At 61.4% G+C, this 20,863-nt stretch carries 19 protein-coding genes; 9 read left to right on the top strand and 10 right to left on the bottom strand.

All coding sequences use genetic code 11. The annotated features are described in order from the left end of the window. The 4 genes from JHD64_RS18060 to amgK all read right to left on the bottom strand — a co-directional run. Window positions 1-945 (bottom strand): prenyltransferase (locus tag JHD64_RS18060; RefSeq protein ID WP_199054776.1); only part of this gene is annotated, 945 nt, incomplete at its 3' end. Window positions 946-1,033: 88 nt separating this feature from the next. Then, on the bottom strand, window positions 1,034-1,564 hold the full coding sequence (gene ruvC / locus JHD64_RS18055; RefSeq protein WP_110313028.1) for a crossover junction endodeoxyribonuclease RuvC: 531 nt from the start codon (window positions 1,562-1,564) through the stop codon (window positions 1,034-1,036). After that, window positions 1,561-2,259: an N-acetylmuramate alpha-1-phosphate uridylyltransferase MurU gene (gene murU / locus JHD64_RS18050; protein ID WP_199054775.1), complete on the bottom strand. Its 699-nt coding sequence runs from the start codon at window positions 2,257-2,259 to the stop codon at window positions 1,561-1,563. The genes ruvC and murU overlap by 4 nt, the downstream gene beginning before the upstream one ends. A 10-nt stretch (window positions 2,260-2,269) precedes the next feature. Beyond that, a complete protein-coding gene (amgK, locus tag JHD64_RS18045; protein ID WP_199054774.1) occupies window positions 2,270-3,301 on the bottom strand; it encodes an N-acetylmuramate/N-acetylglucosamine kinase AmgK in 1,032 nt (343 codons plus the stop codon). Between the two features lie 74 nt (window positions 3,302-3,375). On the opposite strand from amgK, the gene JHD64_RS18040 reads away from it, so the two are divergent. The 4 genes from JHD64_RS18040 (at window position 3,376) to JHD64_RS18025 (ending at window position 12,023) form a co-directional block, all read left to right on the top strand. Further along, a complete protein-coding gene (locus JHD64_RS18040) occupies window positions 3,376-5,676 on the top strand; it encodes an LPS-assembly protein LptD (RefSeq protein ID WP_199054769.1) in 2,301 nt (766 codons plus the stop codon). Window positions 5,677-5,678: 2 nt separating this feature from the next. Beyond that, window positions 5,679-6,968 (top strand): peptidylprolyl isomerase, encoded by a 1,290-nt coding sequence (locus JHD64_RS18035; protein ID WP_233170586.1) that lies wholly within the window; start codon window positions 5,679-5,681, stop codon window positions 6,966-6,968. Window positions 6,969-6,971: 3 nt separating this feature from the next. Further along, complete coding sequence (gene pdxA, locus JHD64_RS18030) at window positions 6,972-7,961, top strand: 4-hydroxythreonine-4-phosphate dehydrogenase PdxA (protein ID WP_199054765.1); 990 nt, start codon at window positions 6,972-6,974, stop codon at window positions 7,959-7,961. 219 nt (window positions 7,962-8,180) lie between these two features. After that, the gene (locus JHD64_RS18025) at window positions 8,181-12,023 is read left to right on the top strand and encodes a DUF3683 domain-containing protein (protein WP_199054764.1); all 3,843 of its coding nucleotides are present in this window, start codon (window positions 8,181-8,183) and stop codon (window positions 12,021-12,023) included. 96 nt (window positions 12,024-12,119) lie between these two features. Here JHD64_RS18025 and JHD64_RS18020 read toward each other — a convergent pair whose 3' ends face one another. After that, window positions 12,120-13,214, bottom strand: coding sequence for a polyamine ABC transporter substrate-binding protein (locus JHD64_RS18020; protein WP_199054763.1), 1,095 nt, complete (start codon window positions 13,212-13,214; stop codon window positions 12,120-12,122). 185 nt (window positions 13,215-13,399) lie between these two features. Here JHD64_RS18020 and JHD64_RS18015 point away from each other — a divergent pair, with 185 nt between their 5' ends. Together JHD64_RS18015 and JHD64_RS18010 are read left to right on the top strand one after the other, a co-directional pair. After that, a complete protein-coding gene (locus tag JHD64_RS18015; protein WP_199054762.1) occupies window positions 13,400-14,029 on the top strand; it encodes a TetR family transcriptional regulator C-terminal domain-containing protein in 630 nt (209 codons plus the stop codon). Continuing rightward, window positions 14,019-14,555 carry a cysteine hydrolase family protein gene (locus JHD64_RS18010; RefSeq protein WP_199054761.1) on the top strand — a complete coding sequence of 179 codons (537 nt, stop codon included), beginning with the start codon at window positions 14,019-14,021 and terminating at the stop codon, window positions 14,553-14,555. The genes JHD64_RS18015 and JHD64_RS18010 overlap by 11 nt, the downstream gene beginning before the upstream one ends. 64 nt (window positions 14,556-14,619) lie before the next feature. Here JHD64_RS18010 and JHD64_RS18005 read toward each other — a convergent pair whose 3' ends face one another. Further along, window positions 14,620-14,922, bottom strand: coding sequence for an acid-shock protein (locus tag JHD64_RS18005; protein ID WP_199054760.1), 303 nt, complete (start codon window positions 14,920-14,922; stop codon window positions 14,620-14,622). Window positions 14,923-15,058: 136 nt separating this feature from the next. Continuing rightward, window positions 15,059-16,366, bottom strand: coding sequence for a hemolysin family protein (locus tag JHD64_RS18000; RefSeq protein ID WP_199054758.1), 1,308 nt, complete (start codon window positions 16,364-16,366; stop codon window positions 15,059-15,061). A gap of 169 nt (window positions 16,367-16,535) precedes the next feature. Between JHD64_RS18000 and JHD64_RS17995 the strand changes: the two genes are divergently transcribed. Further along, the gene (locus tag JHD64_RS17995; RefSeq protein ID WP_059285428.1) at window positions 16,536-16,958 is read left to right on the top strand and encodes an HIT family protein; all 423 of its coding nucleotides are present in this window, start codon (window positions 16,536-16,538) and stop codon (window positions 16,956-16,958) included. A 183-nt stretch (window positions 16,959-17,141) separates the two neighbouring features. Next, window positions 17,142-17,978 (top strand): sulfurtransferase, encoded by an 837-nt coding sequence (locus tag JHD64_RS17990; RefSeq protein ID WP_199054757.1) that lies wholly within the window; start codon window positions 17,142-17,144, stop codon window positions 17,976-17,978. Between the two features lie 82 nt (window positions 17,979-18,060). Here JHD64_RS17990 and JHD64_RS17985 read toward each other — a convergent pair whose 3' ends face one another. The 3 genes from JHD64_RS17985 to JHD64_RS17975 all read right to left on the bottom strand — a co-directional run bounded on the left by JHD64_RS17985 (window position 18,061) and on the right by JHD64_RS17975 (window position 20,226). Beyond that, entirely contained in the window at window positions 18,061-18,657 is a 597-nt protein-coding gene (locus JHD64_RS17985; RefSeq protein ID WP_199054756.1) for an alpha/beta hydrolase, read from the bottom strand. A 166-nt stretch (window positions 18,658-18,823) separates the two neighbouring features. Continuing rightward, the gene (locus JHD64_RS17980) at window positions 18,824-19,282 is read right to left on the bottom strand and encodes a hypothetical protein (RefSeq protein WP_199054755.1); all 459 of its coding nucleotides are present in this window, start codon (window positions 19,280-19,282) and stop codon (window positions 18,824-18,826) included. A gap of 161 nt (window positions 19,283-19,443) precedes the next feature. Beyond that, on the bottom strand, window positions 19,444-20,226 hold the full coding sequence (locus tag JHD64_RS17975) for an exodeoxyribonuclease III (RefSeq protein WP_199054754.1): 783 nt from the start codon (window positions 20,224-20,226) through the stop codon (window positions 19,444-19,446). A 76-nt stretch (window positions 20,227-20,302) separates the two neighbouring features. Here JHD64_RS17975 and pyrE point away from each other — a divergent pair. Beyond that, window positions 20,303-20,863 (top strand): orotate phosphoribosyltransferase (gene pyrE / locus JHD64_RS17970; RefSeq protein ID WP_199054753.1); only part of this gene is annotated, 561 nt, incomplete at its 3' end.

Here is a 20,863-nt window from a genome sequence, read left to right as displayed (position 1 = left end):
GCCCAGCAGCAAAGCCAGGGCCAGCAGCAGCGGAAACAGATTGGCCGCCATGATGGTGGCAATGATGGCCGGGCGCAAGCGTGCCGGCTCGGCGGCATGCCGCCACAGCTGCAACGCGGCAAACCCGGACAGCGGCAGGCTCAGCAAGCCCAGCAAGGCAGATGGCGGCAATAGCGCCCGCCACACCAGCCAGCCGAGCAGGGCATAGGCCAGCCAGGCCAGCACGCCGTAAACAGCGCGAGCCCGCTGCAGCGGCAAACGTGCCACCCAGTGCCACTTGCCGGCCAGCTGGTCTGCCGTACGGTCGGGAAACTGGTTGATATACAACAGCAGGCTGGTGAGGATGGCAAAGGGCAGGCTGGCCCACAGCACAGGCAGCTGCCCTTGTCCGGCCAGCAATACCACCATGCCTTGCGGCAGCAACAGAAAACACAGCAATACGCTCAACTCACCCAGGCCCCGGCTGTTCAGCCGCAAGGGCGGTGCCGAATAGCCCCAGCCCAGCACCACGCCGGCCAGGCCGATCAGCAACAAGGGCCAACCACGCAGGCTGACCAGATACAGGCCGCCCAGCACCACCAGTGCAAACAGGCCATAGGCCAGCCCCTGCATCTGCCCGGCACTGAGCACGCCGTTCTGGATAAAGCGGCTGCCACCGGTAAACGGAAACAGCCGTGCGGTATTGGCAGCATCCGTGCCATTGTGGTGGTCGGCCACATCATTGATGACATTGACGGCGGCATGGGTGAGCAAGGCCAGCATGAGGCCCAGCAGCGCCAGCAGCCCGTTTTGCCGCAAGGCTGGCCAGCCACTGCCGGCCATGCCCAGCACGACGCCGGCCAGGGTAATGCTGAGAAAAGCCGGCCGGGTGGCCAGCCACCAGCGCGCCGGATGCTGGGCCAGCACCGCAGCGCTGGGTTCGACACTGACAGGACTCTGCGACATGAAGCGCTCCACTTGCGAATGACCAGAGCATAGCGCGAACAGCCGTTACCAGGGCCTGCGTCAGCACAAGTAAAGCGGCCAAAGGGCGCTAGACCAAACGCCCGCCCCGCACTTTCAGCCCCTGGCGCGCCAGTTCGCCAATGGCCCCGCCGCTGAGATTGGCATGGGCCAGCGCCACCGCCAGCGCGTCGGCGGCATCCGCCTGTGGCGTGCCGGACAGATTGAGCATGCGTACCACCATGTGCTGCACCTGCTCCTTGGCCGCCTTGCCATGGCCCACCACCGATTGCTTGACCTGCAAGGCGGTATAGTCGGACACCGCCAGATTGCGCATCACCAGCGCCGACACACAGGCGCCACGCGCCTGGCCCAGCATCAGCGTGGCCGCGGGATTGACGTTGACGAACACTTGCTCGATGGCCGCCTCATGCGGCTGATAGGTATCGATCACACCGAACAGGCCGTCGATGATGACCTTGATGCGCTCGGCCAGCGGCGCGCCCTGCGGGGTGCGGATACAGCCGGACGCCACATAGTGGCGCTGCTGGCCGACCAGATCGATTACCCCGAAACCGGTGATGCGGCTACCGGGGTCCACGCCCAGAATGCGCCGGCTCACGCCGTCCAGCCTGTGGCAATGGCATCCGCCTCGGCCAGCCGCGCCGGCGTGCCCACATCCAGCCACAGGCCGTCCAGCCGGCTGCCACTGACCTGGCCTTGCGCCATCGCCGCGCGTAGCAGCGGCGCCAGTTTGGCCGGCTGCCCGGCGGGCGTGTCAGCAAACAGGGCCGGATGGTAGGCGGCAATGCCGGAAAAGGTCAGACCGTTGCCGGCGGCTGGGTTGGCCGCCAGCAAGCCATTCGCCAGCAGGCCGAAATCACCGGCCGGATGGTGCGGCGGATTATCCACCAGCAGCAGATGCGCCAGGCGGGTTTTGCCATCCAGCTGCGCTGCCTGTTGCTGCAAGGCGGTGAAATCCACATCGCTCAACACATCGCCATTCACCACCAGAAAGGGCTGCTCCCCCAGCAAGGGCAGGGCGCTGGCAATGCCACCGGCGGTTTCCAGCGCCGTGGCTTCCGGGGAGTAGGTGATGGCGACGCCCAGACGGCTGCCGTCACCCAGCACCTGTTCGATCTGCGCGCCCAGCCAGGCATGGTTGATGACCAGCTGGCGGATGCCCGCTGCCGCCAGACGGCGGATATGCCACTCGATCAGCGGCCGGCCCCCGGCCAGCAACAAGGGCTTGGGGGTATGGTCGGTGAGCGGGCGCATCCGTTCGCCGCGACCTGCGGCCAGAATCATCGCTTTCATCGCCTTGCCATCAGCCTTTGACACTCAGTACCGGATAGCTCGACTGCAGCTCGGCATCGGTGTCGTCCTTGCCCACCAGCTGCAGCAGCAACTGGTAGAAAGGAGACAGCTCCTGGTAGCGGCGCGTGGTGCGTTTCAGGTACTTGATGAAGCGTGGAATCTCGGCGCGGTACTTTTCCTTGCCATCGCGGTGGTAAAGTCTTGCAAAGATTCCGGCCACTTTCAGGTGGCGCTGCACCCCCATCCATTCGAAATCGCGGTAAAAATCGTCCACGCTTTCCGGCACCGGCAAGCCAGCTGCCCGTGCTTTTTCCCAGTAGCGGATGGCAATATCCAGCACAAAATCCTCTTCCCATTCGATAAAGGCATCGCGCAGCAAGGACACCAGATCGTAGCTGATGGGGCCGTACACCGCGTCCTGGAAATCCAGCACGCCAGGCTTGCCCGGCGTGAGCATCAGGTTGCGCACGATGAAGTCGCGGTGCACATAAACCTTGCTCTGCGGCAGGATGGCAGCCAGCAGTTTTTCACAGCCGGCATCCCACAACTGGCGCTGGGCAAAGTTGAGCGGCTTGCCCAGTTCCCGGGCGCAGTACCACTCCGGAAACAGGCTGAGTTCCCGGTGCAGCAAGGCTTCGTCGTATTCCGGCAGTACCCCCGGCTGGCTCGCCTGTTGCAGCACCACCAGGGTATCCACCGCCTCCAGCAACAGGTGGCGCTGCACCAGCGGACGCTGGTCATGCTGCAGTGCAGCCAGCAACGTGATCCTGCCCAGGTCCTCCAGCAGCATGAAGCCCTGCTCGCGGTCGCGGGCGATGATTTGCGGGACATTCACCACCGAAAAGATCTCGCGAACCTTCACGTAGGGATCGGTGTCCATCTTCTCCGGCGGCGCATCCATGACGATGCGGGTGCTGCCATCCGGGAACTGCGCGCGGAAGTAGCGGCGGAAGTCGGCATCGGCGGCGGCAAACTCCACCACGATGTCGGTTTGCGGGTAAAGGCTGGTCAGCCAGCTTTTGAGTTGTTCCAAACGTTGCATGTCGGTTCGTCACGATGCTGATAGAATCGTCTGATTTTAACCTGCCCACCTGCCCACACGATATGGCTTTGTGCATGCTCAAACTGCAGCCCACGAGAATGACCCTGGCCCTGGCAGCCGCTTTTTCGGTTTCTGCTGCCCAGGCTGATGATATTGCGCCGCAGGCGCTCACCACGGTGCCCGCCGCCCAGGGCCAGACCCATGTCACGGCCAACCACATGGACGGGCAGATGCAGGACAAGCTCAAGGCCAGCGGTGATGTGGTGGTCATCCATGACAACCAGACCCTGGAAGCCGACTGGCTGGACTATTACCAGCAGCAAAATCGCGTCAAGGCCGGCGACCACTTCCGCCTGACGCGCGACAAAGACGTCATCACCGGCACCACCCTGGATTACTGGATGGACGAGCATACCGGCTCGGCCCAGCAAGCTTCCTTCCAGATGGGCAGCCCGGACACCCAGAACAAAGCCGGCGGCAGCAAACGCAGCCTGGCCAAAGCCGGCATTGCCTTTCGCGGCGATGGCAGCGAGGTGCAATTCACCGGCCCGGACCAGTACCGCCTGCTCAACAGCAGGGTCAACTCCTGCGTGGTGGGCGATGACTCCTGGTATCTGAAATCCTCCACGCTGGACCTGAACTACGCCACCAATATTGGCGTTGCCCGCAATGCCCGGCTGGAATTCCAGGGCCTGCCGATTCTCTACACCCCGTGGATCGATTTCCCGCTGGATGGCAGCCGCAAATCCGGCCTGCTGGCGCCGACCTTCCGCTCCGGCAGCAACGGCTTCGACCTGGCACTGCCCTACTACTGGAACATCGCCCCCAATTACGATGCCACCATCACGCCGCACATCAATCTCAAGCACGGCACCATGGTGGCTGGCGAGTTCCGCTATCTGGAGCCGGATTTCTCCGGCAGCATCTATACCGAGCAGCTGCGCAATGACAAGCTGACCCATACCGACCGCTATGCCTGGTACGCCACGCACAAGCAGACGGTAATACCGGGCCTGACCTTCGGCTACGACTACAACTACGTTTCCGATGTCAATTACTTCACCGACTTCGGCGACCGCACCCTGACTGCCACCAACGTCAACCTGCTGCGCCAGGCCTGGACCAAGTACAGCACCAGCTGGCAAGGGGGCAGCCTGGAAACCATGCTGCGTGCCCAGCGTTACCAGACGCTGGAAGATCCGATCATCCCGGCCGACCAACCCTATGCGCGGCTGCCGCAGATCACCCTGACCGCCAACCAGAAGCTGCCGGACGGTTTTAGCTTCAACCTGCAGGGCGATCTCACCCGCTTCTCCCACCCCACGCTGCAGACCGGTGACCGCTTTGTCGCCTATCCCAGCGTGAGCTGGGCCTTCGAGCGTAGCTGGGGCTTCATCAAGCCGAAATTCGGTGTCAACTACACCAGCTATTCACTGAATGCGCTGGGCAGCGATAACACGCCGGGCAGCAACATCACCCGCACCCTGCCCATCTTCAGCACCGACTCCGGCCTGTACTTCGAGCGCGATACCAGCTTCCATGGCGCTGATTATGTGGAGACCCTGGAACCGCGCCTGTTTTACGTTTACATCCCGGCCAAGGACCAGAGCAATATTCCCAACTTCGACAGCTCGGAAAACGACTTCAACTTCGCCCAGCTGTTCTCGGAAAACCGCTTTTCCGGCTGGGACCGCATCAATGCCGCCAACCAGCTGACCGCGGCCCTCACCAGCCGCCTGATCAGCAGCGAAACCGGTATCGAGCGCCTGCGCCTGATGCTGGGCCAGCGCTATTACTTCAAGAATGAAGACACCTCGCTGTACGGCAACCAGATCACCCTGCAAAACAACAGCAAGGGCTTGCTGGGCAGCCTGGGCGGCGATCTGACCCAGGCCTGGCGCCTGGACAGCTCCTATGAGTACAACCAGGACCTGGCCAAGACCCAGCGTTACAACCTGCAAGTACGCTACAACCCGGCACCCGGCAAAACCGTCAGCCTGCGCTACCGCTATGGCCGTTACGAACAGATCGGCGATACCACGCAATATGGCCCCTTGCGCCAGGTCGACCTGGGCGTGCAATGGCCCATCGCCCGCCAGTGGTATGCCGTGGCACGGGAAAACTACTCGCTGATCGACAACAAGCCGCTTGAGCATCTGCTCGGGGTGGAGTACAACGACGGCTGCTGGACCACGCGCGTCGTGCTGAAACGTGACGCCTCGCTGGCGACCACCATTACTTCCGCCACTACACATACCGGTGTATTTTTCCAGCTGGAACTGCGCGGTCTGGGCGGTTTGGGCAGTAATCCCACTTCCGAACTGAAACTGGCGATTCCGGGCTACTCCAATATTTCCGACATCCGATCCAATTGACCATGAAAAAAACCCTGCTTGCCCTGTTGATCGCAACCTTTGTCCAGACGACCCATGCGGCGCCGGCGTCCCCGGTCAACGAAATGGATCGCATCGTGGCCGTGGTCAACAAGACCGTCATCACCAATACCGACCTGCAAAACCGCATCGATGCCACCATCCAGCAACTCAAGGGGCAGAACGTCACCCCGCCGGCACGCGACATCCTGGCACGCCAGGTGCTGGAGCAGATGATTACCGAACAGGTGCAAATGGAGTACGCCAGCAGCAATGGCATGCGCGTGGACGAGCATGATCTGGACCAGGCCATCGCCGATCTGGCCAAGCAGAACAAGCTGGATGTCAAAGGCCTGCAGGCACAGCTGGCCAAGGAAGGCGTGCCGTTTGAGCGCTTCCGCGAAGAAATCCGCCGCGAAATCGTGCTGGCACGGCTGAAAAACAATGAAATCGGCTCGCGCATCAATGTCACTGACAGCGAAGTGGACCAGGTGCTGAAAAGCGCACAAAGCGCCAACCGCAGCGAATACCACCTGGCCACCATCCTGATCAGCACGCCCGAGCGCGCCGATGCCAAACAGCTGGACAACCTGTCGGCCAAGGCCAACAAGGCATTGGGCGAACTGAACGACAAGCAGCCCTTTGCCAAGGTAGCCGCCAGTTACTCCGATGCACCCAATGGCATCAAGGGGGGGGATCTGGGCTGGCGTCCGGCAGCCACGCTGCCGCCGGAATTCGTCTCCATGCTGGATCAGCTGAATCCCGGCCAGCATACCGGGGTCATCCGCACCGCCCAGGGCTTCATGATTTTCCAGCTGATTGAAAAGCGCAGCGGCAACCAGCCGCTGGTGGTGGAGCAATACCACACCTCGCACATCCTGATCCGCACCAACGAGGCGGTATCCGAGGCCGATGCCAAAAGCCGCATCCTGCAGATTCGCGACCGCATTCTGCGCGGTGCCAAGTTCTCCGAAATGGCCAAGCTCTACTCCGAAGACGGCAGCAATGTCAAAGGTGGCGATCTGGGCTGGGTGAACAAGGGCGACATGGTGCCGGAATTTGAAAAGGCCATGCTGGCCCTGCCGGTGGGCACGGTGTCCGAGCCGGTACGCAGTCCCTTTGGCTGGCATCTGATCCTGGTGGAAGCCACCCGCAACCAGGACGTATCGGCCGACCGCGAACGCCAGACCATCAAACAGCAGCTGCGCCTGCGCAAGCTGGACCAGGCTTATCTGGACTGGGTACGCCAGCTGCGCGACTCCGCCTTTGTTGAAGAACGTCTGGACGACAAGTAAGCCATGGCTGCCCCCCGCCCCCTGCTGGCCGTCACCGCTGGCGAGCCAGCCGGCATCGGCCCGGATCTGGTCCTGCAACTGGCAGAGCCGCATGACGGCGCCCGGCGGGTCATCATTGCCGACCTCTCGCTATTGCAGCAGCGTGCGGCACAGCTGGGCCTGACTGCCCTGCGCTTTCAGCCCTACCAGCCGGGGCAGGCAGCGGCTGCGCCCGGCGTACTGGAAGTGCTGCATGTCCCGCTGGCCGCGGCAGTCACGCCCGGCCAGCTGGATCCGGCCAATGCCCGCTATGTGCTGGACACCCTGGATGTGGCGATAGCCGGCTGCCTGTCCGGCGAGTTTGCCGCCATGGTCACCGCACCGGTACACAAGGGGGTGATCAACGATGCCGGCGTGCCCTTCAGCGGTCATACCGAATATCTGGCCGAGCACACCGGCACGCCGCGGGTCGTGATGATGCTGGCCGGTGCCGGCATGCGGGTGGCGCTGGTCACCACCCATCTGCCGCTGCGCGCGGTGGCCGATGCCATTACCAGACCGGAACTGGAAGTGGTCATCCGCATCCTGCATGCCGATCTGCAGCACAAATTCGGCCTGCCCGCCCCGCGCATCCTGGTGGCGGGCCTCAACCCGCACGCCGGCGAGTCCGGCCACATGGGGCGTGAGGAAATCGACATCATCGAACCGGTATTGCAACAGTTGCGCGCCGAAGGCATGCAGCTGCTTGGCCCGCTGCCTGCCGATACCCTGTTCAATCCCGACAAGCTGGCTACAGCGGATGCCGTACTGGCCATGTACCACGACCAGGGCCTGCCGGTGCTGAAATACGCCAGCTTTGGTGCCGGCATCAACATCACGCTGGGCCTGCCCATCATCCGCACCTCGGTGGATCACGGTACGGCGCTGGACCTGGCTGGCAGCGGCCGCGCCGATCCGGGCAGCCTGTTTGAAGCCGTCAAGCTCGCCGAGCAACTGGCACAGCACCGGTCATGACTGCGCATGCCGTCCACGGCAGCCCCTGTTGATAACAGGGGCTTTTCCTTTTGCGGCCAAGGCTTTAGCACATCACCGCCAATATTGTCCGACAACATCCAATTTACCCGGATATCTTCACGTCAAAATGAGAAAATGACGCATGCGGCATTTTTCGCAACGCAGCAATTGGGCTAAACTAGCCGGTAATATATTCAAACAATTACTGCAGCACGGACCATGACCACCAGCAACCAGCAGCGTCTTCGCGAGATACCTTACAACTACACATCGTATTCGGACCGGGAAATCTTCATCCGGCTTCTGGGCGAGCCCATGTGGGCACTGCTGGAAGAGTTGCGCAGCGAGCGCAAGACCGGACGCTCCGCCCGCATGCTGTTCGAGGTGCTGGGCGACATCTGGGTGGTGGATCGCAACCCCTACCTGGTGGACGACCTGCTGGACAATCCCAAGCGCCTGTCGGCGCTGGTCGATGCCATGCACCACCGCCTGCAGGAAGTGGAAAAGCGCCGCGAGGGCAATGACAAGGTGGGCCGGCTGATCGCCGCCGCCCGCGAGGCGGTGGACCGCTTCGCCCAGCAGTTTGCCGAAACCCGCGAGCTGCGCCAGGCCATCCTGAAAAAACTGTCGCGCCATACCCGCAAGGACAACATCCTGTTCGACGGCCTGGCCCGCGTGTCGCATGTGACCGACGCCACCGACTGGCGCGTCGAATACCCCTTTGTGGTGCTGTCGCCGGATACCGAAGAAGAAATCGCCCCGCTGGTGCGTGCGTTGATCGAGCTGGAACTGACCATCATCCCGCGTGGTGGTGGCACCGGCTACACCGGCGGTGCCGTGCCGCTGGATCGCCGCAGTGCGGTGATCAACACCGAAAAGCTGGTACAGCACAATGGCGTGGAATACATCAGCCTGCCTGGCCTGGACGGCGAACGCGCCACCATCCAGTGCGGTGCCGGCGTAGTCACCGCCCGAGTATCGGAAGCCGCCAGTGCCGCCGGCCTGGTGTTTGCCGTTGATCCGACCTCGGCCGAAGCCTCCTGTATCGGCGGCAACGTCGCCATGAATGCCGGCGGCAAGAAAGCCGTGCTGTGGGGCACCGCGCTGGACAACCTGGCCAGCTGGAAAATGGTGGATACCGATGGCAACTGGATGTTCATCGAACGCCTGGCCCACAACTACGGCAAGATTCACGACATCGATGTCGCCAGCTTCCGCATCACCCGCTACAAGGACGACGACAAGACCATCCTGTCCACCGAGCAGCTGGACATCCCCGGCCCGTCCTTCCGCAAGGTTGGCCTGGGCAAGGACGTGACCGACAAATTCCTGTCCGGCCTGCCCGGCGTGCAGAAGGAAGGCACCGACGGCATCATCACCAGCGCGCGCTTCGTGCTGCACAAGATGCCGGCGCATACCCGCACCGTGTGCCTGGAATTTTTCGGCACGGTCGCCCAGGCCACGCCGGCCATCGTGGAAATCACCGACTACTTCAAGCCGGATGGCGCCGGCTACAAGGCCGGTGTGCAACTGGCCGGCCTGGAACACCTCGACTGGCGCTATGTCCGCGCCGTGGGCTATGCCACCAAGGCCAAGAGCAAGGGCCGGCCCAAGATGGTGCTGATTGCCGACATCGTCTCCAACGATGAAAACGCCGTGGCCGAAGCCGCCAGCCAGGTGGTGCGCTATGCCAATGCCCGTACCGGCGAAGGCTTTATCGCCGTCACCGCCGAGGCGCGCAAGAAATTCTGGCTGGACCGTTCGCGCACTGCCGCCATCGCCCGCCACACCAATGCCTTCAAGATCAACGAAGACGTGGTGATTCCGCTGCCGCGTCTGGGCGACTACTCCGACGGCATCGAACGCATCAATATCGAACTGTCGGTGGCCAACAAGCTGCGCCTGCTGGACACCCTCACCGAATACTTCCATGGCCGCCTGCCGGTGGATACCGAAGGCGGTGCCGTTTCCGCCGACGAAATCATCGGCGAGCGCCGCGGCACCGCGCTGGAACTGATTGCCACGCTGCGCCAGCGCTGGCAGTGGCTGCTGGACAATCTGGACGCACCGTTTGCCCAGTACCGCGCACAATGGCCCGATGCACCGCTGGTGGATGCCAATGCCACGCCGGCCACCCTGTTTATCGCCATGCGCGACTTCCAGCTGCGCGTCAGCTGGAAAGACGAACTGCTGAACGATCTGGAAAGCCTGTTCTCCGGCAAGGCCGATGCCCCCATCCTGGATGCCGTGCATGCCCTGCACCAGAAGGTGCTGCGCGGTCGCGTGTTCGTGGCACTGCACATGCACGCCGGCGACGGCAATGTGCACACCAACCTGCCGGTCAACTCCGACGACTACGACATGCTGCAAACCGCGCACAAGGCCGTGGCACGCATCATGGAACTGGCCCGCAGCCTGAACGGCGTGATTTCCGGTGAGCACGGCATTGGCATCACCAAGCTGGAATTCCTCACCGAAGAGGAAATCGCCCCCTTCCGTGCCTACAAGCAGCGCATCGACCCCAAGGGCCATTTCAACAAGGGCAAGCTGCTGCCGGGTGCCGACCTGACCATGGCCTACACCCCGTCCTTCGAATTGCTGGGCGCCGAATCGCTGATTCTGGAACAGTCCGACATCGGCAGCATTTCCAACAGCGTCAAGGACTGCCTGCGCTGCGGCAAGTGCAAGCCGGTGTGCTCCACCCACGTGCCGCGTGCCAACCTGTTGTACAGCCCGCGTAACAAGATTCTCGGCGTCGGCCTGCTGACCGAGGCCTTCCTCTACGAGGAACAGACCCGCCGTGGCGTCAGCCTCAAGCATTTTGACGAGCTATCCGACGTGGCCGACCACTGCACGGTGTGCCACCGCTGCGTGAAGCCCTGCCCGGTGAAGATCGACTTCGGCGATGTGTCGGTCGCCATGCGCAATTTCCTGCGCAAGACCGGCAACAAGCGCTTCAACCCCGGCACCGCGCTGGGCATGGCCTTCCTCACCGTCAAGGACCCGGCCACCATCAAGGCCATTCGTGGCGGCCTGGTCGGCTTTGCCTACAAGGCCCAGCGCCTGGGCTACAGCGTGGGCAAGAAGCTGCACCTGACCAGCGCCCAGACCAAGCAACCGCCATCCACCGTAGGCAAGGCAGCGATCAAGGAACAGGTCATCCACTTCATCAACAAGCCGATGCCCGGTGGCCTGCCCAAGAAAACCGCGCGCGCCCTACTGGATGTGGAAGACGCCAACGTGGTGCCGGTGATCCGCAACCCGCAGCTGGCCGAAGACGCCGAAGCGGTGTTCTACTTCCCCGGCTGCGGCTCGGAACGCCTGTTCAGCCAGGTCGGCCTCGCCACCCAGGCCATGTTGTGGCATGTCGGCACCCAGACCGTGCTGCCGCCGGGCTATCTGTGCTGTGGCTACCCGCAGACCTCTGCCGGCTATGCCGACAAGGGCGAAGCCATCACCACGGAAAACCGCGTGCTGTTCCACCGCGTAGCCAATACGCTGAACTACCTGGACATCAAGACCGTGGTGGTGAGCTGTGGCACCTGCTACGACCAGCTGGCCAAGTATCGCTTCGAGGACATCTTCCCCGGCTGCCGCATCATCGACATCCATGAATACCTGATGGAAAAGGGCCTGAAGCTGGAAGGGATCGGCGGCCAGAAGTATATGTACCACGACCCCTGCCATACCCCGATGAAGGCTTACCAGCCGCTGGACGTGGCCAACAAGCTGCTGGGCGGCGGCGTGACGCTGAGCGACCGCTGCTGCGGCGAATCCGGCACCTTTGCCGCCAGCCGGCCCGACATTGCCACCCAGGTACGCTCGCGCAAGGAAGAGGAAATCAACAAGGATCTGGCCAAGATCGGTGCCACCGAACAACCGGTGAAGATTCTCACCTCCTGCCCGTCCTGCCTGCAGGGCCTGTCGCGCTACAGCCCGGATACCGGCACCGAAGCCGACTACATCGTGGTGGAAATGGCCAAGCACATCCTGGGCAAGAACTGGATGAAGGACTACGTGGAAAAGGCCCGCAACGGCGGTATCGAACGCGTACTGCTGTAAGCTCCGCACACCGAGCTGCCACAGAAAACCGCAGGCTTGACCGCCTGCGGTTTTTTCATGGCGGATACCCTGCCTTTGCCGGCAGGGACCTGCTTGTTAGCGCCCGCTTTTCAGCTCGGCCCACATGCGGTTCATCAGCCGGGTGATGTCGCTGGGTAAGGGCAGCTCGACATACATGGTCTTGAGCAGTGCGTCAGGAGGATAGACATTGGGATCATTGGCAATGACCGGCTTGGTCAGCTTTCTGGCGGCCAGGTTGGCACTGGGATAAAACACCTCGTTGGTGATGCCGGCACTGACGTCGGGCCGCAAGATGTAGTTGATCCATTTATGTGCTGCTTCCGGATGATTGCTGTCTTTGGGGATGCCCATCAGGTCGAACCAGATCGGAATATTGCCCTTGGGTGTGACATAGCGCAGCTCATAGCTGCGATGCGCCTCTTGTGCGCGGTTGCGCGCAATATTCACATCGCCGGAGTAGCCCAGCGCCAGGCAGATATCGCCATTGGCCAGGTCGTTGATATAGCCGGACGAATTGAACTGGGTAATATAAGGGCGCAGCTTTTTCAGCACGGCATAAGCGGCCTGATAGTCTGCCGGACTCTTGCTGTTGGGATCGCGGCCGATATATTTGAGCACCACCGGAAACACATCCGTGGGCGAATCCAGCATATTCACCCCGCAGCTGACCTTGGCCAGCAGCTCCGGGCGAAACATCAGGTCCCAACTATCCAGCACTGCCTCATGGCCCAGCACTTTTTGCAACTTGGTGATATTGATACCCATGCCAGTGGTACCCCAGGCATAGGGCACGCCATACAGGTTTTTCGGGTCCATGCTGGCGATGATTTTCATCAACACCGGATCCAGATTGACCAGGTTAGGCAGCTTGCTCTTGTCCAGCTTCATGTAGACGCCGGCTTCAATCTGCTTGGCCATGAAGGTTGAGGATGGCACCACCACATCATAGCCGGCACGTCCGCTCAGCAATTTGGCTTGCAGGGTTTCATCGGTATCGAACACATCATACTTGACCCGGATGTGTGACTCTTTTTCAAAATTGGCCACCGTGTCTTTGGCGATGTAGTCCGACCAGTTGTAGACATTCAGCACGGCCTCTTCCGCCGTGGCGGCCGCAGACAGTAACAGACCGCACAGCAGGGCTGTCAGCCGGGATAGGGTAGTCCTCATGATTTTCCTCGCAGATGGTATGAAAACGATGGCATACAGCGACCCAGAGGACTTTTTTTATTTAGCTGTACGTTCAGCCAGTTTGTTGGCTAAGTATTTACCACGTCAATAACAACCAGTGTTTTCACAACATCACTACAGAAATCCGCTGTACATTGTTGCGATATTTCCACGCAGAGACCTGCATGCCACAGTCCATTCCCGATGGTCGCCGCCGCAAAGGCGACAGCAGCCGCCAACAATTGGTCGAGGCGATGATTCAGGCAGTCGCCCGCCATGGTCTACCCGGGGCCACCATTTCCGTCGTCGCCGAGCTGGCCGGTGTATCGCGCAGCCTGGTCAATTTCCACTTCAAGCAGAAAGAACAATTGCTGGACAGCGCGCTGGACCTTGCCCTGCACACCTACCAGCAGTCGCTGGCTACGGCTCTGGCAGAGTGTGAAACCACGCCATCTGCCCGCCTGGCAGCAGATATCCGGCACGATATCCATTTCGCCGCCACCCATCCCGAACTGCTGGCGCTGTGGTATGCCAGCTGGAGCGAGCGCCACAGCCTGCAGCAATACCGTGCCACCACCCTGGCATCCGACCGGCTCTACCGTATGGCATATACCACTTGCTTCGAACAGCTGCTGGGAGATACCACGCTGGCCCGGCGCTGCGGACTGATTGTGGACAGTTTCATCGATGGCCTGTGGCTGGATTGCCATCTGGACCCGGACAATTTTTCAGTCAGCGAAGCAGAAGCCTGCGCCGAGATACTGTTGCAGTCATTGCTGCATACCCCCGCCAGTGGAGCAAACCATGCGTCGTGATAGCGCACTCTTGATTGTTGATGTCCAAGTAGCCCAGTTCCAACCCACCCCGCCCTACCAGGCCGATACTGTACTGGCCAGACTGAATCAGGCCATTGCCAAGGCCCGCCAGCAGGAGATGCCGGTCATTTTCGTCCAGCACGATAGCCCGCCCGGCACCGACCTCGCCCCCGGCAGCACCGGCTGGGCGCTCCATCCGGCCTTGCAGCGGCTCGCTGATGACCCGGTCGTGCACAAGACGGTGGGCGACAGCTTTTATCGGCCAGAGCTGCATGCACTGTTACAGCAGCTGGGTGTGCGCCATGTGTGGATAGGCGGCTCCGCCACCGACTTCTGCATTGATTACGCCATTCGCAGTGCGCTGTCGCACGACTATGCCGTGACCGTACTGGAAGATGCCCATACCTGCCGCAACCGTCCGCTGTTGACTGGTGAACAGGTGGTGGCCCACTTCAACTGGGTATGGCGCAATATGGACGAAACCCCGCAGGCCCTGCGCGTATGCAAGGTGGCGGAGCTGGATTGAGGGCGGGCATGCAAAAGAGGAGGCTGATGCCTCCTCTTTCTTGCGTATCACTGTGGCTGCTGGCTTATTGGTTAAGCTTGCGCGGGGCATGCTGGTGATGCTTGCCGGCGTGGTGATGGTGATGATGCTTGTGCACATGCTTCTTGGCAGACTGGGCTTTTTGCGCAGCCGGGGCCGAAGCGGCTTTCTTCACCTGATGGTGTTTTTTGGCGTTGTGTTTCTTGGCCTGATGCGGTTTGGTGTGATGGGCCTTGGCCGGAGCGCTCACTGCAGGCTTGGCGGCAGGCGCAGAGGCATCAGCGGCAAAGCCGGCAGCGGAGGCGAGACCAAACACGGCGGTCAGGACGAGTGCGGCGATCTTTTTCATGGTCATTCTCCCGTAAGGCGACTTTGTTGAGTTGCGGGGGCAGTGTGTTTGCTGCCTCCATGCATTGCATCTTAGGGAGGGAGGGCCGACGCGTCTGTGAGACTCTTGTAAGCCCGTGTAAGCAATCGTAACCGGCTCAGTCCGGCTGTGCGGGCACCGGGCTCACCCGCGTCACCAGCAACTGGTCGATGCGGTAGTTGTCGATATCCACCACCTCGAACTTGTAGCCGGCATACTCGACATGGTCGGTACGCTTGGGAATCTTGCGCAGCATGTACATCATGAAACCGGCGATGGTTTCGTAGTTTTCATCATCCGGAAAACTGTCGATATCCAGGGCACGCAACACATCCTCCACCGGCGAGGCCCCATCCACCAGCCAGCTGTCGGCATCGCGCTGCACGATCTGGTCTTCCTGGCTTTGCGACACCAGATCACCCATTACCGTGCTCATCACATCGTTCAGGGTGATGATGCCCACCACCAGCGCGTACTCGTTCATCACCACGGCAAAGTCTTCGCGCGAAGCCTTGAAGCGTGCCAGCAGTTCGGACAGGGTCAGGCTGTCGGGAATGATCAGCACATTGCGGATGGTCAGCTCGCGCTTGATCGACACGCTTTGCTGGTTCACCAGCCGGGTCAGGATATCCTTGGAATCGACATAGCCCACCACCGCATCCACCACGCCATCGCATACCAGATACTTGGCATGCGGACTTTCGGCGATCTTGCGCTTGATGCTGGCTTCTTCTTCCTGCAGGGTGAAATACACCACGCTTTCGCGCGCAGTCATCGACGAGGGCACGGTGCGGCTTTCCAGCTCGAACACGTTTTCAATCAGGTGATGCTCCTGCTGCTGCAATACGCCGGCTTCGGCACCTGCTTCCATCATGGCGACGATGTCGTCCGGGGTCAGGTCGTCCGGCCGCGCCGTGGGCAGGCCAAACAGCCGGAACAGCATATTGGCCATGCCGTTGAACAACCACACCAGCGGCATGAACAGCCGCACGCAAGCCTGCATCGGCCGCACCACGCGCACGGCAATCTGCTCCGGCGCCGACATGCCCAGCCGCTTGGGCATCAGGTCGGCAAACAGCACGAACAGCGCCGTGACCGTGACAAAGGACAGCAGAAAGCTGACCCGCTCCACCCAGTCGGCGGAGAACACCAGATGCAGCGCCTGGGCAAAATAGGGGGTAAAGGCCGCTTCCCCCATGATGCCGGCCATGATGGCCACGGCATTCAGGCCGATCTGCACCACGGTAAAGAACAGGCCCGGCTGTGCCTGCAAGGCCAGCACGCGGTCGGCGCGCCCATCGCCCTCTTCGGCCATTTGGCGCAGTTTGATCTTGCGTGCCGCCGCCAGCGAGATTTCCGATACGGAAAAGAAGGCACTGATCAAGATCAGTACGGCAATCACCATCAGGCTTTGAACCAGATTCACACAGTATTTCCAGGGAGTTAGCGACGAAATGTCTTGTACAGGATAGCAGGCCCGCATGACAGGACTGAATATGCGGACAGTGGAATCAGTATAACAGACGAAAAAAAACAGCACGGTCGCAGCACGGTAGAATGAGCGACATCCTTCAACAGAAAATGGCGCTCCGCTCATGACTTGTCCGCTTTGCACCCTGCCTGCCGGCGAATTGCTGTACGAAGATACCCGACTGTGGGTCTTGCTGGTTGAAGAAGCCGGCTATCCCGGTTTCTGCCGCGTCATCTGGAAACAGCATGTACGCGAAATGAGCGACCTGGCCCCGGCCGACTGTGCACATGTGTTTGACTGGGTGCTGCGGACCGAAAAAGCCATCCGCGCCGTCATGCAGCCAGACAAGATCAACCTGGCCAGCCTGGGTAATGTGGTGCCGCACCTGCACTGGCATGTCATTCCGCGCTTTGCCGACGACGCCCACTTTCCCAGCCCGATCTGGGCCAGCCCGCAGCGCCAGGGGGCAGAACACGGTCAGCCGGACCTGGCCGCCAGCCTGCGAGCTGCCTTGCAAAATCAGCCACTTGCCGCTGCAGTGCAATAACCCGGCCCGCTTGCCGACTGTAGCTGCTTCTGTGTAGGCTAGAGCGGTCCTGCCGGTTTGCCCGCGCTTGCCGGCAGGCATGCGGAACCGCTTTCAAGCCGGCCCCTGGGCCGGCTCGTAAGCGGCTCCTCCTTGCCACAGGGTGCATGTCCGCCATGTGGCACACCCATTCAGGAGAAGCCGATGTACACCACCCTCATCAGCCCGGCCCAGTTGCAGGCGCTTGATCCCGAGCATTACGTCATTCTCGACTGCCGCTTCCAGCTGACCGACCCGGAATACGGCCTGCATGCCTATCAGGCCGGCCACATTCCCGGCGCACGCTATCTCAACCTCGATTACCACCTGTCCGGCGTGAAAACCGGCAGCAATGGCCGCCACCCGCTGCCGGATGGCCAGCGGCTGGCGGTGGATCTGGGCGCGGCCGGCATTACCGGCGACATCCAGGTCATCTGCTATGACGACGCTGGCGGCATGTATGCCGCCCGCGCCTGGATGCTGCTGCGCTGGCTGGGCCATGCCGCCGTCGCCGTGCTGGATGGCGGCATCCAGGCCTGGCAGCAAGCCGGAGCGGTGCTGGAAACCGACAAGAAACGCTATATGCCGCGCCGTTTTCCGGTCAATGCCAGCCTGGTCGAAACCGTCGATGCCGATCAGGTCCTGGCCAATCTGGATGCACAGGACTTTGTCGTGGTGGATGCCCGCAGCCCGGAGCGTTTCCGTGGCGAAGGCGAAACCATGGACCCGGTGGGCGGCCACATCCCCGGCGCCCGCAACCGCTTCTTCCAGCAGAACCTGGCTGGCAACGGCCACTTCAAGGACGCGGCGACCTTGCGCAGCGAGTGGGAGGCCGTACTGGCAGGCAGCAAGCCGGAAGAAATCGTCCACCAGTGCGGCTCCGGCGTCACCGCCTGCCACAATCTGCTGGCCATGGAACATGCCGGGCTGTCTGGCAGCCGGCTGTATCCGGGTTCGTGGAGCGAATGGTGCAGTGACCCGGCGCGCCCGGTCGCCCGCTAAGGCCAGCCAATAAAGCCCCCGCAATATAAAAACCGCCGCCCTCGCTCGCGAAGGTGGCGGTTTTTTATTGGGGCCTGGCGGCTCAGGCCAGGATGAAGCGCTGCAGCAACTGTTGACCGGCCGCCCAGCTGCCAAGACCGGCATGACTACCCATATGACCGGCACGGCCCGCATCCACCAGCCGGATACCCCACAGCTCCGCCATGGCCTGGGCCGTGGCAAAATCGCAGAACAGGTCATCCTGGCTGGCCACCATCACCGCCGGCACAGGCAAGCGCCCTGCACTGGCCTGGGCAAATCCGGAGAAGGCCGGTAGCGCTGCACCCTCCGGCAGTTCACCACTGGCCCGCGCCCTGGCCTCGGTAATGGGCAGCGCCGGTGGTGCCACCAGCAGCACACCCTTGATGCGATGCTGGGTCTGCAGATCGACGGTACGCAGCCACTCCACCACCGTGTGACAGCCCAGGCTATGGGCCGCCAGTACGATACGGCCCGGCGTATCCCGTACCAGCGCATCCAGGGCGGCCACCCATTCCTCCCGCTCCGGGTAAAGCCAGTCCTGTTGCTGGACACGTCGCGCCAGCGGATAGGTCAGCTCCCACAGGGTTTGCCAGTGCTTGTCCCCGGAATTGCCCCAGCCGGGCACTGTCAGCAGTACCACATCATCATCGTCCAGCATCACAGCCCTTATTGCATGCTGATGCCGCCTGCCCTGCACTGGCCGCATCATGGTTGATCGCCGCGCCACCGCAACAGCAGTGGCGCAGGCAACAGGCTAATGCCTTGCACGCGGGAATGCAAAACCGCCGGTCAAAGCGGCGGTTTCTGGATTGGACAAAGCCATGTCAGTGTCGGCCGCCACCGCCTTGCTCAGGCCAGGGCGCACCAGACCGCTCATCCCGATATGCATGGCCACGGTGCTCTTCACCCTTGTGCCAGCCATTATCATGTCCGTCATGACCATGCGGGTGCTCGCGCAGGTAGCGCGGCGCATATTCCTGGCGATACCACCTGTCCTGCACGAAATACACTCGGCGGTCGCAAGCCTGGTAGCGACGGCAGTAACGATCCCAATGACGAGCGTGTTCCGGCGGAACACGCAGATAGATAGGGGGCTGGGCCACCACTACCGGGCTGACAATGACCGGCTGCGGATAAAGCAAGGCTGGCGGGGGGTAATGGCCAATATCCAGCTGGCCGTAAAAGCCGGGTTCGCCGATATTGACGGAAATGCCGACATTGGCTGCCAGTGCCGGCAGCGCGGCACCCAGGCCCAGTAAAACAAGCAGCAGACGGTTTCTCATGACATGCATCCTGTGAAGTTGCGAACGGGCAGGTGCCCGGCAGGCTTGGCCTGCCGGTACAGGCAGATTCGCGATAACTTCATCCTAAAGGCAGGACATCAGCAAGACTTGATACAGTGATTACAATGTGTTGCCAACACGCCGTACACAACACAAATTCATCAAGCAGGCAGATCCAGCGCGTAGTCGACGATCAGCGGCGCATGGTCGGAAAATTTCTCATCCTTGTAGACGGATGCCGTCTGTGCCACCGCCATCAGCGATGGGGTAACGATGTGATAGTCGATGCGCCAGCCCACATCCTTGGCATAAGCCTGGCCGCGATTGCTCCACCAGCTATAGCCCGGCTGTTCGGGATACAGGGTGCGCCATACATCACACCAGCCCACGCGGCCCAGCAGATCGCTCATCCAGGCACGCTCCTCCGGCAGGAAACCGGAATTTTTCAGATTGCCCTTCCAGTTTTTCAGGTCGATCTCCTGATGGGCGATATTCCAGTCACCACAGATGACGATATCGCGCCCGGCCGCTTTCAACTGCTCCAGATGCGGCATGAACACCTCCAGGAACTGGAACTTCACCTGCTGGCGCTCATCGCTGCTGGAACCCGATGGCAGATACAGCGAAATCACGCTGAGATTACCGAAATCCAGCTGCAGGAAACGTCCTTCAGCGTCGATCCAGTCCACGCCCAGCCCCTCGATCACCGCATCCGGCTGATGACGGGTATACACCCCCACGCCGCTGTAACCTTTTTTCTCGGCATAGTGGAAATAGCCGGTCAGGCCATCCGGCGCACGCATGCGCTCGCTCAGGTCGGCCGCCTGGGCCTTCAGCTCCTGCACACAGACAAAATCGGCAGCGATTCCGGCCAACCAGTTGAAAAAACCCTTCTTGTCCGCCGAGCGGATGCCATTGAGGTTGGCTGAAACGATTCGAAGCAATGCAGTCTCCTGTGCTATCCTTGCCGGCAATTTTTCCAGCCGTTCAGATAGTTAACTAGTCTCTATGAGGAATGATATGAGCGATTTCCGCCAAGATTTTATCCGTTTTGCACTCGACAAGCAGGTATTGAAGTTTGGCGAGTTCATCACCAAGGCCGGGCGCAAATCGCCATATTTCTTTAATGCCGGCCTGTTCAACGATGGCCTTTCCACCCTGCACTTGTCTCGCTTCTATGCCAAGTCGATAATGGCTAGCGGCATCGAATTCGACATGCTGTTCGGACCTGCCTACAAGGGTATCATCCTGGCCGCCGGCGCGACCATGGCCATGGCCGAACAAGGCCGCAATGTGCCTTTTGCCTATAATCGCAAGGAAGCCAAGGATCACGGCGAAGGCGGCACCCTGGTCGGCGCACCGCTGCAAGGCCGTGTCCTGATCATCGATGACGTGATTTCCGCCGGCACCTCGGTGCGCGAATCGGTGGAACTGATCCGCGCCGCCGGTGCCACCCCCGCAGGCGTAGCCATCGCGCTGGACCGCATGGAGCGCGGCAGCGGTGAATTGTCCGCGGTGCAGGAAGTGGCACAGCAATATGGCATGCCGGTCGTGGCCATCGCCACCCTGCAAGACCTGCTG

Origin of the sequence: Aquitalea sp. ASV15, from assembly GCF_016429115.1 — a bacterium.
In the GTDB taxonomy this organism is placed as follows: domain Bacteria; phylum Pseudomonadota; class Gammaproteobacteria; order Burkholderiales; family Chromobacteriaceae; genus Aquitalea; species Aquitalea magnusonii.
The sequence above is the reverse complement of the archived record's forward strand: the minus strand, read 5'-3'. Positions and strand labels throughout refer to the sequence as shown.